We start from the raw sequence: 13,964 nt of genomic DNA, 5'->3' as shown, positions 1-13,964 counted from the left end.
TTTCGGAAATAGCTAACATGAAACTTATGACAATTCTATGACCGCGCTCAAAGCCCCAGTTTTTCGCGCAATCCGTTCCATGCGAGCACCATTTGTAACAATGGACGTCCCAGTGCGGTGCCACCAGGGAAGGCAGGCGTCGGTAATGTCGCGAGCGTGTCGAACCGTGATGCGTGGCCTGCGACGGCTTCGCCCAAGATCTTGCCGCAAAGGCCAGATAGCGCCACCCCGTGGCCCGTATATCCACCCGCAGAGACGATGTTGCTGTCGATCCGTTGGATCGCGGGCAGCCCCGAAATCGTGACGCCCAACGTACCGCCCCATGCATAATCAATGCCGATCCGGTCCAAGGTCGGGAACAACGCGGTAAAACGCGGGCGCAGCATAGCGCCAATGTCTTGCGGGAATGTAGTTTTTGCTGCCGCACGCCCACCAAAAAGCAAGCGTTTGTCATCAGAAAGACGGTAGTAATTCACATCATTCTTGCTGTCCTCAACTGCGATATCCTGCTTCAGAATAGTCGCTTGTGTGTCGGACAATGGTGCGGTCGCACAAATAAAGCTGTTCACGGGCATAATCGTGGCTGCGACTTTACGTTCAAGACCGCTGATATAACCGTTGGTCGCGATAATCAGATGGTCGGCAGTGACATGGCCTTTGCCGGTTCGCAACGTGATTTTGGGACCTTTGCCTATGTGATGCACGGCACTGTTTTCATAGATCACCGCGCCTGCATCTTCGGCAGCTTTGGCAAGCGCCAGCACATATCGTAACGGATGAATATGGGCCGCACCCCAATCAATCGTGCCGCCTTGGTACAAAGGGGAACCGACAACGTCGGCAAACTCCGATTGCGTGAACGTCTTGATCTGGTCGTAGCCATAGGTGTCCTGCAAATAGGCGGCGTCAGCGTGATGGCCGTCGCGTTCTTTCGCAGAATAACACCCATGTGCGACGCCTGGCTTCCATTGCGCATCGGGTGCGATGGTTTCGCAGTTCGTCGCGACGTCTGCTTTCGCTTCTTGGGTCAATGCCCAAAGATCGCGCGCGGTATCCGTCCCTAGCTTTTTCGCCAGTAATCGTTGCGGTGCATTGTAGCCGGAGGCGACCTGACCGCCGTTGCGGCCCGATGCGCCAAAGCCCGCGCGATGGGCTTCCAAGACGACGACGGACAGACCTTTTTCGGCCAGCAGCTTTGCAGCCGATAATCCTGTGTATCCCGCGCCAATGATGCAGACGTCCGCGGTGTTTGCGCCGCGTAAGTCTGGCCGAATAGGGGGCGCATCAACCGTGGCCGCGTACCACGAGTTCGGGAATTGGCCTTGGGTGTCGTTGCGGTACAGGACGCTCATATTACACGTTCAACAGCAAATGTTCGCGTTCCCATGGGCTGATCACCTGAAGAAACTCATTGTATTCAGCCCGCTTGACGATCGAATAAACCCGAGCAAAATCGGGGCCCATGATGTCGTGGATGTCTGTCGCTTCGTCGAACAGATCAAGCGCTGCATACAGGCCCTGCGGAATATCGTCTTCACCGTCGTAGGCATCGCCGCGGTAAATTTCGTCCGGCTTTGTGCCGTTCATCATACCCAGATACCCGCAAGCCAATGAGGCCGCGATGCACAGATAAGGGTTGCAATCCATTCCAGCGAGCCTGTTTTCGACCCGTCGCGCCGCCGGATTAGACAGCGGTACACGAATTCCCGTGGTGCGATTGTCGCGGCCCCATTCAAGGTTAATCGGTGCGGCGTGATCACGGACGTAGCGCCGATAGCTGTTCACATAAGGGGCCATAATCGCGACCACGTTGGGCAGGTTTTTCTGCAGACCACCGATGAAATTCATAAACGCAGGCGTTTCGGAATCGTCGGCACCGGTAAAGATATTGCGCCCTTGGCTATCAAGAACCGAATGGTGAATATGCATCGCACTGCCCGGTTCGCCCTCGATCGGTTTGGCCATAAAGGTCGCAAAACAATCGTGTTTCAGCGCGGCTTCCTTGATCAGGCGTTTGAAATAGAACACCTCGTCGGCCAATTTCACGGGATCGCCATGCAGCAAGTTAATCTCGAGCTGGCCTGCGCCGCCTTCCTGAGTAATGCCGTCAATTTCGAACCCTTGGATTTCGGCGAATTCGTAAATGTCGTCGATGACGGGGCCAAAATCGTCAACAGCGGACATCGAATAGGCCTGCCGCCCCGCGACAGGGCGACCGGTACGTCCAACCATCGGTTCAATCTTCTTGGCGGGATCGGTATTCCGCGCGACAAGGAAGAATTCCATTTCGGGCGCCACAACAGGGGTCCAGCCTTGTTCAGCATATTTCGCGACGACGTGTTTCAAAACGTTGCGCGGCGAAAATCCGATAGGATCGCCATTCGTGCGGTAAGCGTCGTGAATAACCTGCAGCGTTCCGTCTTCCGTCCATGGGGCTGCAGTCGCGGTCGACATATCAGGGCGTAGGATCATGTCAGGTTCGGTGAAACCGGCAGGTCCGGCGGCTTCGCCCCAATCGCCGGTGATGGTCTGGAAAAAGATTGATTCCGGCAGGTGGAAGAATTGTTGTTTTTCCCATTTGGCGGCAGGCACAGCCTTACCACGCGCAATGCCGGGCAGATCGCCGATGACACATTCGACTTCATCCAAGCGGTTCGCTTCGAGATAAGTCTTGGCAGCATTCGGTAGCGCGTCAATCCAGCTCATGCGATAGACCTTTCTTTGAAAAACGACCCAATCTTGCGGGCCAAGCGGGCGTTGTGAACCGGCGCATCAAGCGTCGCACGCGCAGCATCAAGTTGCGCGTCAGGCACGACGCCGGGACCGCGGTGGGTCGCGAGACCAGCGATGAAGTTGCCGTCAAATTCGGGATGCGCCTGAACGGTGAATGCTTTCTTTCCATAGATCAGCGCCGCGTTTTCGCAAAAGTCGTTGCGCGCGCAGACTGCTGCATCTTCGGGCAGTGCGACCACTTGGTCTTGATGCCACGCGTTCAAATGGATGTCTTCGCCTTGCCAATCGTAAGTTTGACGACCAACGGCCCAGCCGTCCTTGAAGTTCTCGACTTTCCCACCGAGCGCCTGCGCAATGATTTGATGGCCAAAGCAAATACCAACAAGCGGCAGGTCGGCGGCGTAGATATCGCGGATCAGGGTTTCGAGAGGGGCGATGAACGGATGATCTTCATATGCGCCGTGTTTTGATCCGGTGATCAACCACCCATCAGCCACATCGGCGTTGGCGGGGAACTCCATATCAACGACGCTATAAGCCGCGAATTCGAAGTCTTGCCCCGCCAGAAGATTGACAAAAAGGTCCGCGTAATTGCCCGTTTCCCCCAAAAGTTCTTTTGGGGAATGTCCGGTTTGAAGAATGCCGATTTTCATGCTGTGCCTGTTATGGATACTTATGCAAACCCTAGCCAGCGTGGGGTCTTGGGGCAAGTGTGGCGATGTGCTTGGCGAGCCAAGCATGGGGGTTTTGCACCCCCAGACCCCCGCAGGATATTTGTAACCAAAAGAAGGGTCAGACCGTGTCGAGATACAGGTCCAGTTGTTCTTCGGGTGTGAGCTGGTCAAAGTTCATCATTTCCTGCCGCTTGGTCAGCACAAAGTTGTCGACAAGAAGCGGGTCGAAAATGCGGCGCGCGATCGGGCTTTTGTCAAAGGCCTCGATTGCGTCGGCCCAAGTGCTGGGTACCTGAGGCAGGTCTTGGTCATAGGCGTTCCCCGTGATGGGCGTACCGGGTTTCAGGTTATCTTCGATCCCGATCAACGCGGACCCAAGCACGGCGGCGAGGAACAGATACGGATTTACGTCGCCACCTGCGACGCGGTGTTCAACACGTCGCGCCTTATAGCTGCCGCCGGGCACACGGATAGACGCTGTCCGGTTGTCGTAAGCCCAGCAGATACCTGTCGGGGCATGGCTGTTTGGCACGAGCCGTTCATATGAATTGCCGTGCGGTGCAAAGATAAGTGCGAGGTCGGGGATACCCTTCAGGCAACCCGCAATCGCGTTGTGCAGCATGTCAGTGCCTTCGAACGTATCATTGGCCATCAGGTTGTTGCCGTCAGCGTCAATGACCGAGAAATGCGTATGTAGACCATTGCCTGCGTAATCATCGTATGGCTTGGCCATGAAACTGGCCGCCATCCCGTGATTACGAGCGAGACCGCGCACCAGCATTTTGAACAGCCACGCATCATCGGCAGCTTTTAGGGCATCGGGCACATGTTCAAGGTTCACTTCGAACTGACCTGTGCCCGCTTCCGAAATCGCGGCCTCTGCCGGAATGTCCATTGCTTCGCAGGCATCATAGAGATCGTTGAAGAAGTCATCGAAGGCATCAAGTGCGCGCAGGCTGAGAATTTCGGCACCCGGTCGGCGTTTGCCTGATCGTGGCGACATGGGTTGTCTGATTTCGCGGCCACTGTCGTCAACAAGATAAAATTCCATCTCGGTTGCGGCAACGGGGGTCAGGCCAAGCGCCTTGTAGCGATCCACGACCCGTGCCAGCGCATGACGCGGATCACCTGCGTAAGGTGTCCCGTCTTCTGCGTGCATCCAAACAGGGATCAATGCCGACGGGGCCGACAGCCAAGGCATCGGCACGTAGCCACGTTCCGTCGGCAGCAACAATCCGTCGGGATCACCCGTTTCAAAGACCATGGGGCTATCGTCGATGTCTTCGCCCCAAATATCGAGGTTCAGAACGGACAACGGGAAACGTGTACCTTCGGTTTCCAGCTTTTCAGCAAAGCGGCGGGGGACGCGTTTGCCCCTTGCTTGACCGTTCAGGTCGGCTGCACCGCAGCGGACGTTACGGACTTCGGGGTGATCGTGTAGCCATGACATGGAGTTAGGTCCTTAGCCCAAAAGGGGCATTCCGACCTTTGTTTTACTGGACGTCAGGGGATTGAGCTAGTGGGAAACTGCGACGTCTCCGCCATTTCAACAAACCAAGCCCAGCCATCGCAGTCACGATCAATGGCAATCCAGCTGGAACAGGGATCGGGGCGGGGTTCGCGAGGGCGCCATCAATGAAGAATTCAACGCCGGCATTGCCGTAATTTTCGAAATAGATCAGCTCAAACGCCACGCGCCCTTCTGCGGGGTTCCGGTTTCGGGAGGTTGTCGCGAAGCTGCGCGCCCGCGCGCGTTGGGTTACCTGCGTGTCGTCAATGGTCAGGCGGAACCCGTCATCAGACCCGACCGCAAAGGACTGATTGCCCGGAAGCAGGTCAAGGAAACCAGTAAAGCGAAACACGGAAGTTTGGATCGTGGCCAAACCGTTGCCGACAATAGATGCGGCATCAGCGCCAAGGAATGCAGCGAGTGTTGTGTTGCTGCTATTGGTGTTTATGTTGCCATTTGGAAAGTCGATAGCGCTTGTTTGAAACGTGGCCGTCGGACTGGCAGACGCAATCGCATTGATAGCTTGGTTGATGTTGTTCGAAGGCGAATCCAGCTTGAAGAATTCGCCAGTAAAGGTCGCAGCACGACTGGACGCTGGGGCCAGAGCCACAACGACGCACAGAGCGCACAAAATATTGATGCCGCGAAGAAAGCGAAACAGTCTCAACATGCGCCTGATTTGCCGGGTTAACAAAGCATTAACGTGACGCATCTATGGCCGGATTGCGGCGCTATCGAATGATCTGCGGTTTTATCTTCAATTTAGTCCGGCGTTCGGATGGGAGATGCCTGTTCAGACGCGCATTGATCAATCCAAATAGGCCGATTACGCAGAGCGTTACCAAGATGAAATAGCCCGCAAGAATTGGGTATGGGATGAACGGGTTAAACGTCTTGTCGGCAAAGTAGTTCGCGTAATACAGCGCGTCGCCGCGTTGTTGGAATGCCGGAAAACCTGCGAAAAACACAAGGGTCGTTGCATGAAACAGGAAGATCGCTTCGTTCGTGTAAGCGGGCCAAGCTAGCCTTAGCATTGTCGGCCAGATGATCCGTTTGAAGCGCGGCCAGCCTGTCATGCCGTAAGCATCGGCGGCTTCTGTATCGCCTTTGGGAATGGACTGCAGCGCACCGTAAAAAATTTCGCCGGTGTAGGCCGCCGTGTTCAAGATCAGCACGACCAACGCCCCGAAGGTCGCAGACGTCAGCGGGCTGAAGATCGGGTAGACGCCTTTCAGCGACAGGAACAAGAAGTAGGCAAAGAAGAACTGGATAAACAGCGGCGATCCGCGAAACACGAAGATGAACCATTCAGCTGGTTTACGCAGCATGGCGCGCGGACTTGCTTTGCCCATCGCCACAAGTGTCGCAATGCAAAACCCCACGAGCAGCGCCAACAATCCGAAATAGATGTTCCAGATCATGCCCGAACCGATCAGCGTAAACTGCTGGCACAGCGTAAAATCGGTGCGCGGCAACAGACGTTCGCCATACCCGATAGACCGGAAAGCGTAGGCCGCGATGGTCTCAAAACAGCTCATGCGGCGGCCTTCCGTTGGGCTTCGCCAGCTGCTGTGGCTTGGCCACGGGTCAGACGGGCCATAATACGGTCCAGCACGACTTCGGACACTTTGGTGAAGCACAGGTAAAACACGAGCAGCGCACCGAAATACCACATGCGCCAATCGGGGTGCGGGTAGTCGGTGAAGTTCGGCGTTTTGGAACCGCCCAATTCGCGGGCCCAGTAAACGATGTCTTCAACGCCTAACAGGAACAGCAATGGCGTCGCCTTGATTAGGACCATCCACAGGTTCGACAGGCCGGGCAGGGCGTAGACCCACATTTGTGGGACGATAATACGCCAGAATGACTGACGGTTGGTCATGCCGTAGGCCTCAGCGGTCTCGACCTGACCACGCGGGACAGCGCGCATCGCACCAAATAAGACGTTCGCGGCGAAAGCGCCAAAAACAATGGCGAAGGTCAAAACGGCAAGGGCAAAACCGTATGTTTCGTGGACCCATTGCGGGGCATTGCCAAGCGGCAGTTTCGCGGCCTGACAAACGATAAAGTCGCTGCCTTGGCGGATCGGTTCATCCCAATCGGGGCATTTGATCTTGTGGCGCAGGTATTCCAGCCCCTGATCAAGGGCGATCACAAAGAACAGGAAGAAGACGATGTCAGGGATGCCGCGCACCACGGACATGTAGCCTTTGCCGATCCAGCGCAGTGGCGCGATCTGGCTGCGGGCAGCGGACGCACCGCCAAATCCGAAGGCGAGCGATATAGGGGCAGTGATGGCTAGCAACAGCAGGACTGTGCCGAATGCCCAATACATATTCATGTGCTTGCCCGTGGTCAGGTAGCAAGACAACCATGTCAGCCCCTCGAGCGAGGCGGGATCAGCGCAATATGTAAAGATGGGTTCAGCCTAGTCGACAGCGGGGAATTGGATTGTTTGGGTAGACGAAATGGAAAGCGCGCCCCAACGATGAAGCTGGAGCGCGCCAAAAAGAGTTACTCGAAAGTAACGCCAATTTCCCACTTTTCGATCAGCGCGTTCAATGACCCGTCCGCTTTCATGGACTGGATCGCTGCTGTCAGCTTGTCGCGCAGTTCTGTGTCGCTTTCGCGTACACCAGCAGCAACACCACCGCCCAGCAGGACTTCGCCAACAACAGACAGGTCTGCTTCGGCTTCGGCCACTGGCGCGAGGAAGGATGCGTCGGCCAGAACAGCGTCAGCTTCGCCGTTTTTCACAGCTGCTACAGTTTCGTCAGGTGTCGCGAATTCCAGCAGGGTCGCGCCCATTTCAGCAACGTGTGCCGCTTGGATCGTGCCTGTCTGCGCTGCAATCACAGCAGAGTTCAGGTCGATGTCAGCTGATGCTGCAACGAATGAAGACGGATCAGGCTGGGAATAGTTTTCAGAGAAGTCGATAACTTCGTCGCGCTCGTCCGTGATGGACATGCCCGCGATGATCACGTCGTAGTTGCCGGACACGAGGTTCGGGATGATGCTGTCCCACTCGTTTGTGACCCATTCGCATGTCAGTTCAGCACGCGCGCACAGTTCGTCGCCCACTTCACGCTCGAAACCGTCTACTTCGCCGGCGTCATTGATGAAGTTCCATGGAGGGTAGGCGCCTTCGGTGCCAAGACGTGTCACAGCGTGGCCATCTGCCATCGCCATTGTTGATACGAGCGACGCAATTGCAGTCGTCAGGATCAGGTTTTTCATCAGAAATCTCCCAAAGTTGATGAGTAGTTAGTGTTGGGTCGCGGATAGAAATCCCCGCAACCGGTCCGTTTGCGGATTCTTGAAAAGTGTCTCGGGCGGTCCTTGTTCTTCGATCAGACCTTGATGCAAAAATACGACGTGGTCACTGACGTCAGCGGCCATACGCATGTCGTGTGTCACGATCAGCATGGTCCGACCTTCCGCTGCCAAGTCTTTGATCACTTTGACAACTTCTTGTTCAAGTTCAGGATCAAGCGCCGATGTCGGTTCATCGAACAACAAGGCCTTTGGTTCCATACACAAGGCACGCGCAATCGCGGCGCGTTGCTGCTGGCCGCCAGACAATTGTGCCGGATAGACGTCGCATTTGTCGCCGATCCCAACCTTGGCAAGGTATTCGCGGGCTTTGGCTTCGACTTCGGCCTTATCACGACCAAGAACCGTCACAGGTGCTTCCATCACGTTTTGCAGGATTGTCATATGCGCCCACAGATTAAACTGCTGGAACACCATCGACAGGTTAGTGCGAATACGGATGATCTGCTTTTGATCAGATGGGCGGCGGTTGTGACCGGTGCCTTTCCATGTGACGGGTTCATCGCAAAACAGAACGTCGCCTGATTGGCTGTCCTCAAGCAAGTTCGCACAACGCAGCAGTGTGGATTTGCCTGATCCAGACGACCCGATCAGTGACACCACATGACCCGCAGGGGCCGCGATGCTGACACCCTTGATGACATCGAGATTGCCATAGGATTTGTGCAGATCACGGATTTCAATAACGTTTTCGGATGTCACAGGTCGCGCGCTTTCGTTGCTTTGCCGGTTACTAGGCCGCATTTTTAAGGATTCGGCAATGCGTGACTTTACGATGCGCGATGCGATTTAGGAATTGGCTTCGACAGCAAGCCGTGCAGCGTTGCTGTCTTGGTCCGTTACGCCAAGCATCGGGGCAACCATCCGCATCAGACTGTTTTCTTCGTCGTCGCGTTCCCCATCAGCCAACACTATTTCCCACATCGCAGAAATCACGGCGCGGCGATCTTCGTAGGCCACGGAATCCTTGATCGCACGGGTGAAGCGGACGGTATCCGGGGCTTCAGATTCCAGTGTTTCGCAGTCACTCCGTAAGGCTGCGGTGTCAGCGTCCGACAGATTGTAACGTTTCGACAGGATGCGATCGATACGTGCGACTTCGACATCTTGATAATCGCCATCCGCACGGGCCAGACGGACAAGCAACGCGCCAAGCGCAAGGCGGGCATCCGTGTCAGGAAGCGGGGCGGGGTCGGGGGCCAACAGGCCTTTGAGGAAATCTGCAAACATGCCAATCGATATAGGGCGCACCTGTACCGAATGAAAGGGACGGATCGCAGTCCGGAACTGGCCATAATCGTGCGTTTAGACAATTATCGGGCTTTTTTCCCCTAAATACGGGTGTTTTTGCCCGTTAGCTTGCCCCTACCTTAATGGAAGGGGACGACAATGAATAAGCAAATCGCCGAATTTATCGGCACATTTACACTCGTGCTTCTGGGGTGCGGCTCTGCCGTTATCGCAGGATCAGAAATTGGATTTACCGGTATTAGTTTCGCGTTTGGCTTTGCCTTGATCGGTATGGCCTACGGGATCGGGTCCGTGTCCGGTTGCCACATCAACCCCGCAGTATCGCTTGGGATGGTCGCCGCAGGGCGCATGACAATGCCGGAAGCAATTAAGTACATCATCGCACAGGTGGCCGGTGCTGTCGTCGCCGCGTTGATCCTGCTTTTGATCGCGTCAGGCAAAGCAGACTATAGCGTGGCCGAGAACGGTTTGGGACAGAACGGTTGGGGCGCTGGATACTTGGGCGAATATTCGATGGTATCAGCATTCGTGTTCGAAGTCGTGGCGACGTTCCTGTTTATGGTCGTGATCCTTGGGGCCACCGGTTTTGGTCCGACCGCCAACATGGCCGGTCTGGCAATTGGTATTGCGTTGGTTGTGATTCACCTTGTGGGCATCAATGTGACTGGCGTTTCAGTTAACCCAGCACGGTCAATCGGGCCTGCATTGTTTGCGGGTGCTACTGCAATCGGTCAGGTTTGGCTGTTCATCGTCGCACCTATCATCGGTGCAACCTTGGCTGGGGTTTTGTTCAAGTCGGGCATGTTGACCGCCGACGAATAACCAACCGAAGAATGCTAAAGAAAAGGGTGGATTGCGTCAGCAGTCCACTCTTTTTGCGTTACAGGAGCTTTCGGAATTGGCTTGAAAGCCACTTGCCTTCTTCCTCCAAACCATAAGGCGGATTGATCACGAACATGCCTGAACCGACCATCCGGTGACCCGCGCGGGCAGGCGGGAAATGGACTTCGTGACACAACGCATCTGGATGATTGCGTTTTAGCGCACGCGTCATCGGAAGATGCGGCGCGTCTGTCAGAATCGGATACCAAAGCGCGATAACTCCGACCGACCACTTGCGATTGATCTTGCGGATCGTGTCTGGGATCGTTTCGTAGTCGGTTTTGACCTCGAACGACGGATCAATCAGCAACATCCCACGCCGTGGATCAGGCGGGCACTGCGACAACGCCATTTCCCAACCGTCGCGTTGCTGGCAGATCGCAGCATGCGGTTTCATATTCTCGCGTAGATGGCCGAATTCCTGTGGGTGCAGCTCTGTCAGGAACAACGGGTCTGACGGGCGCAACACATTGGCCGCCACCATTGGTGATCCGGGGTAGGCGTTCGGGCCGTGATCTGCGTTAACTTTGTCCAGTGCCAAAGCGTACGGATGATCTGCGGCGAACCATTTGCGTGCAATCGCAATGCCTTGGGCGGCTTCACCCGTCTTTGCCGCCATTTCATCTGTCACGTCGTACAGGCCGCGTCCCGCATGGGTTTCCATGTAGGTCAGCGGCTTGTCCTTGCGGGTCATGTATTCCAGTATCCACGCAAGGATCGCGTGTTTGTGGACATCGGCCATGTTACCTGCGTGATAGGCGTGTTGATAGGACAGCATCGGCGTCTCCTTGGGTTGAGCCTGTCCTATGGGACTGGGCACGTGACGCCAAGGACAATTCGAATGGAGGGGATTGTCAGATGATCACGCGGATTTATCGGGTCCAGATCAAACCAGATTTGCGCGACGCATTTGAACCACTGTTCCAGACCGTGGCGCGCGGTTCAGTGGCGGGTGTGGCGGGCTGTACTGACGTCATCGTAGGTGGTCCAACGGCAGACACACCGGACGAATATGCCATGATCTCTCATTGGTCTGACGCACAGAGCCTGACTGATTTCATAGGCTCGGATTGGTCAAAGGTGCATATTCCGGATGGCATGGAAAAGTTCGTCGTGGCGTGCTGGGTCCACCATTTTCAACACATATAGAAAAGGGGGCCGAAGCCCCCTGATCTTAATCTCTAAACCAGCCGCGAATTCTCAACCGCGGCTTTCACGAACCCTTCAAACAGAGGGTGCGGTGCGAAAGGTTTCGACTTTAGTTCTGGATGGAACTGCACACCGATGAACCACGGGTGGTCCTTCCATTCGACGATTTCCGGCAATTTCCCATCAGGGGACATGCCCGAGAACGTCAAACCAACGGCCTCCAGTTTTTCACGGTACTTCGTGTCGACTTCATAGCGGTGACGGTGGCGTTCTTCGATCGCTGTGGTGCCGTAAACTTCGGCGACCTTCGATCCTTCGACCAGCGTCGCGTCGTAAGCGCCCAAACGCATTGTGCCGCCTTTGTCGTCGTCGGCTTTGCGGGTCACAGCGTGGTTGCCCTGAATCCATTCCTTGAGGTGGTAAACGACAGGTTCAAAGCGTTTCTTGCCTGCCTCGTGGTCAAATTCTTCGGACCCTGCATCTTTCATGCCAGCCACGTTGCGTGCGGCCTCGACCACAGCCATTTGCATGCCCAGACAGATGCCGAGGTAAGGCACGTTGTTTTCGCGGGCATATTGCGCGGCTTTAATTTTGCCTTCGGTACCGCGTTCGCCAAATCCACCAGGGACAAGGATCGCGTGGTAGCCTTCCAGATGCGGGGCGGCGTCACCCTTATCGAAGACCTCTGCATCGACCCATTCAATTTTGACCTTCACACGGTTGGCCATGCCGCCATGCGTCAGTGCCTCTGCGATGGATTTGTAGGCATCTTCAAGCTGCGTGTATTTGCCAACGATGGCGATTTTCACGCGGCCTTCAGGATTGTGGATACGGTCGTAAACGTCGTGCCACACATCCAGTTTCGGCATCGGGGCAGGCGAGATATCAAAGGCATCCAAGACGGCCTGATCAAGGCCCTGCTTGTGGTAGGCCAGTGGCGCTTCGTAAATGGAGTTCAGATCGTAAGCAGGCACAACGCAGTTCTTGCGCACGTTACAGAACAGGGCGATCTTTTCGAGTTCGCGATCAGGGATCGGGTGTTCGGACCGGCAAACCAACACGTCAGGGGACAGGCCGATGGACTGCAGTTCCTTGACAGAGTGTTGGGTTGGTTTCGTTTTCAGTTCACCGGATGCAGCCAAGTAGGGCAGCAACGTCAGATGCATAAAGATACACTGACCGCGCGGTTTGTCATGGGCGAATTGGCGGATTGCTTCGAAGAATGGCAGGCCTTCGATATCACCAACGGTACCACCGATTTCGCACAACATGAAATCAACTTCGTCATCGCCGATGTTGATGAAATCTTTGATCTCGTTGGTGACGTGCGGAACTACCTGAATGGTCTTGCCAAGGTAATCGCCGCGCCGTTCTTTTTCCAACACGGTGGAATAGATCCGGCCAGAGGATACAGAATCAGTGTTGCGCGCGTGAACACCGGTGAAGCGTTCGTAGTGGCCCAGATCAAGATCGGTTTCAGCACCATCGTCTGTCACGAACACTTCGCCATGTTCAAACGGGGACATCGTGCCCGGATCAACATTCAGGTATGGATCAAGCTTGCGCAGGCGGACCGAAAAGCCCCGTGCCTGTAGCAACGCACCAAGTGCGGCAGACGCAAGGCCCTTGCCCAACGACGAAACAACACCACCAGTAATAAAGATATAACGCGCCATGCCCGGCTGTCCCCCGTGAGTATTTTTCTTGGAATCACGATCATCAAAAATCGCATCATCACGGGATTTAAGAATACTCGGATTCGGCCCGCGCCCGCAACCCGTAGAACGACAGCTGACCCAAGAATGTGCTTGGGTCAGTGCGTTACTATAAAGATACCAAGTGGTTAGTTTCCTGACGGAACCAGCGGCGCATCATCGGATGATGGTGGCAGCAGGCTTTCGCCCAGATCAGGCGTCGCAACACCATCTTCGGCCACTGGAACATCGCCCAAACGGTCAACAACAGATGCACCAGCGGATTGCTGTGCGGCCACGATTGTCAGCGCGATGGATGTGGCGATGAATGCACCTGCCAGAATCCACGTGAATTTACCCATCACTGTAGCAGGGGCACGGCTACCGGCAGAACCGCCGCCGCCGCCACCGCCGCCCATGCTCCCCATGCCGCCCTCAGAGCGCTGCATCAGCACAGCGCCAATCAAGGACAACGCCAAAATCAGGTGAATAACGAGGATGACGTTTTCCATAGGGGGTACAGTGCCTGCGATCAGTTGTGTTTGGGGGTATTTAGGGGTTTGTCCGGCTTGTCGCAAGGGTGGAATGCGGAAAGGGCGCGTGGTTTGAGATTCGGGGCGATAGAAGGAGTGCAAGGTTAGAACGCTAAGGTCCGGTTTGAGCCCATTTTGGCCGATGCTGCGGTTTGCATAAATGACAGCAATGCGAGCTTGTTGCAGTTTGCGCGGTTCGATACGC

General features: G+C 55.4%; 15 protein-coding genes. 2 read left to right on the top strand and 13 right to left on the bottom strand.

The window, feature by feature from the left end; all coding sequences use genetic code 11:
* Positions 1-47: 47 nt before the first annotated feature.
* The 10 genes from AC0L7R_RS12615 to AC0L7R_RS12570 all read right to left on the bottom strand — a co-directional run bounded on the left by AC0L7R_RS12615 (position 48) and on the right by AC0L7R_RS12570 (position 9,480).
* Positions 48-1,352 carry an FAD-dependent oxidoreductase gene (locus AC0L7R_RS12615; protein ID WP_473657224.1) on the bottom strand — a complete coding sequence of 435 codons (1,305 nt, stop codon included), beginning with the start codon at positions 1,350-1,352 and terminating at the stop codon, positions 48-50.
* Position 1,353: 1 nt separating this feature from the next.
* Positions 1,354-2,706 carry a glutamine synthetase family protein gene (locus AC0L7R_RS12610; protein WP_348109582.1) on the bottom strand — a complete coding sequence of 451 codons (1,353 nt, stop codon included), beginning with the start codon at positions 2,704-2,706 and terminating at the stop codon, positions 1,354-1,356.
* Entirely contained in the window at positions 2,703-3,386 is a 684-nt protein-coding gene (locus AC0L7R_RS12605; protein WP_473657222.1) for a glutamine amidotransferase-related protein, read from the bottom strand. Before AC0L7R_RS12605 ends, AC0L7R_RS12610 begins: the two co-directional genes overlap by 4 nt.
* A gap of 139 nt (positions 3,387-3,525) precedes the next feature.
* Positions 3,526-4,857, bottom strand: coding sequence for a glutamine synthetase family protein (locus tag AC0L7R_RS12600; protein WP_247126324.1), 1,332 nt, complete (start codon positions 4,855-4,857; stop codon positions 3,526-3,528).
* A 43-nt stretch (positions 4,858-4,900) separates the two neighbouring features.
* Positions 4,901-5,587, bottom strand: coding sequence for a PA14 domain-containing protein (locus tag AC0L7R_RS12595; protein WP_473657221.1), 687 nt, complete (start codon positions 5,585-5,587; stop codon positions 4,901-4,903).
* Between the two features lie 61 nt (positions 5,588-5,648).
* Complete coding sequence (locus AC0L7R_RS12590) at positions 5,649-6,455, bottom strand: ABC transporter permease (protein WP_247126327.1); 807 nt, start codon at positions 6,453-6,455, stop codon at positions 5,649-5,651.
* Positions 6,452-7,336: an ABC transporter permease gene (locus tag AC0L7R_RS12585; RefSeq protein WP_348108781.1), complete on the bottom strand. Its 885-nt coding sequence runs from the start codon at positions 7,334-7,336 to the stop codon at positions 6,452-6,454. Before AC0L7R_RS12585 ends, AC0L7R_RS12590 begins: the two co-directional genes overlap by 4 nt.
* A 95-nt stretch (positions 7,337-7,431) precedes the next feature.
* Entirely contained in the window at positions 7,432-8,154 is a 723-nt protein-coding gene (locus AC0L7R_RS12580; RefSeq protein ID WP_348108770.1) for a transporter substrate-binding domain-containing protein, read from the bottom strand.
* A gap of 27 nt (positions 8,155-8,181) precedes the next feature.
* Positions 8,182-8,952 carry an ABC transporter ATP-binding protein gene (locus AC0L7R_RS12575; RefSeq protein WP_247126331.1) on the bottom strand — a complete coding sequence of 257 codons (771 nt, stop codon included), beginning with the start codon at positions 8,950-8,952 and terminating at the stop codon, positions 8,182-8,184.
* Between the two features lie 87 nt (positions 8,953-9,039).
* A complete protein-coding gene (locus AC0L7R_RS12570; RefSeq protein ID WP_473657220.1) occupies positions 9,040-9,480 on the bottom strand; it encodes a TerB family tellurite resistance protein in 441 nt (146 codons plus the stop codon).
* A gap of 159 nt (positions 9,481-9,639) precedes the next feature.
* On the opposite strand from AC0L7R_RS12570, the gene AC0L7R_RS12565 reads away from it, so the two are divergent.
* On the top strand, positions 9,640-10,323 hold the full coding sequence (locus AC0L7R_RS12565; RefSeq protein WP_247126334.1) for an aquaporin: 684 nt from the start codon (positions 9,640-9,642) through the stop codon (positions 10,321-10,323).
* A 58-nt stretch (positions 10,324-10,381) separates the two neighbouring features.
* On the opposite strand, the gene AC0L7R_RS12560 is transcribed toward AC0L7R_RS12565, so the two are convergent.
* Positions 10,382-11,161, bottom strand: a complete 780-nt coding sequence (locus AC0L7R_RS12560) for a 23S rRNA (adenine(2030)-N(6))-methyltransferase RlmJ (protein WP_473657219.1) — start codon at positions 11,159-11,161, stop codon at positions 10,382-10,384.
* An 80-nt stretch (positions 11,162-11,241) separates the two neighbouring features.
* Between AC0L7R_RS12560 and AC0L7R_RS12555 the strand changes: the two genes are divergently transcribed.
* Positions 11,242-11,532: an antibiotic biosynthesis monooxygenase gene (locus tag AC0L7R_RS12555; protein ID WP_473657218.1), complete on the top strand. Its 291-nt coding sequence runs from the start codon at positions 11,242-11,244 to the stop codon at positions 11,530-11,532.
* 32 nt (positions 11,533-11,564) lie between these two features.
* On the opposite strand, the gene AC0L7R_RS12550 is transcribed toward AC0L7R_RS12555, so the two are convergent.
* Positions 11,565-13,208, bottom strand: coding sequence for a CTP synthase (locus tag AC0L7R_RS12550; protein ID WP_348108775.1), 1,644 nt, complete (start codon positions 13,206-13,208; stop codon positions 11,565-11,567).
* A gap of 167 nt (positions 13,209-13,375) precedes the next feature.
* Positions 13,376-13,738, bottom strand: a complete 363-nt coding sequence (gene secG / locus AC0L7R_RS12545; RefSeq protein ID WP_473657217.1) for a preprotein translocase subunit SecG — start codon at positions 13,736-13,738, stop codon at positions 13,376-13,378.
* Positions 13,739-13,964: the final 226 nt, after the last annotated feature.

The sequence above is a fragment of the Yoonia sp. D2-7 genome (genome assembly GCF_055809435.1).
The sequence above is the reverse complement of the archived record's forward strand: the minus strand, read 5'-3'. Positions and strand labels throughout refer to the sequence as shown.

Bases quoted from the DNA above. Each gene is read 5' to 3' on its own strand.
- AC0L7R_RS12615 (WP_473657224.1), bottom strand. From the start codon at position 1,352: ATGAGCGTCCTGTACCGCAACGACACCCAAGGCCAATTCCCGAACTCG.
- AC0L7R_RS12610 (WP_348109582.1), bottom strand. From the start codon at position 2,706: ATGAGCTGGATTGACGCGCTACCGAATGCTGCCAAGACTTATCTCGAA.
- AC0L7R_RS12605 (WP_473657222.1), bottom strand. From the start codon at position 3,386: ATGAAAATCGGCATTCTTCAAACCGGACATTCCCCAAAAGAACTTTTG.
- AC0L7R_RS12600 (WP_247126324.1), bottom strand. From the start codon at position 4,857: ATGTCATGGCTACACGATCACCCCGAAGTCCGTAACGTCCGCTGCGGT.
- AC0L7R_RS12595 (WP_473657221.1), bottom strand. From the start codon at position 5,587: ATGTTGAGACTGTTTCGCTTTCTTCGCGGCATCAATATTTTGTGCGCT.
- AC0L7R_RS12590 (WP_247126327.1), bottom strand. From the start codon at position 6,455: ATGAGCTGTTTTGAGACCATCGCGGCCTACGCTTTCCGGTCTATCGGG.
- AC0L7R_RS12580 (WP_348108770.1), bottom strand. From the start codon at position 8,154: ATGAAAAACCTGATCCTGACGACTGCAATTGCGTCGCTCGTATCAACA.
- AC0L7R_RS12570 (WP_473657220.1), bottom strand. From the start codon at position 9,480: ATGTTTGCAGATTTCCTCAAAGGCCTGTTGGCCCCCGACCCCGCCCCG.
- AC0L7R_RS12565 (WP_247126334.1), top strand. From the start codon at position 9,640: ATGAATAAGCAAATCGCCGAATTTATCGGCACATTTACACTCGTGCTT.
- AC0L7R_RS12560 (WP_473657219.1), bottom strand. From the start codon at position 11,161: ATGCTGTCCTATCAACACGCCTATCACGCAGGTAACATGGCCGATGTC.
- AC0L7R_RS12555 (WP_473657218.1), top strand. From the start codon at position 11,242: ATGATCACGCGGATTTATCGGGTCCAGATCAAACCAGATTTGCGCGAC.
- AC0L7R_RS12550 (WP_348108775.1), bottom strand. From the start codon at position 13,208: ATGGCGCGTTATATCTTTATTACTGGTGGTGTTGTTTCGTCGTTGGGC.
- secG (WP_473657217.1), bottom strand. From the start codon at position 13,738: ATGGAAAACGTCATCCTCGTTATTCACCTGATTTTGGCGTTGTCCTTG.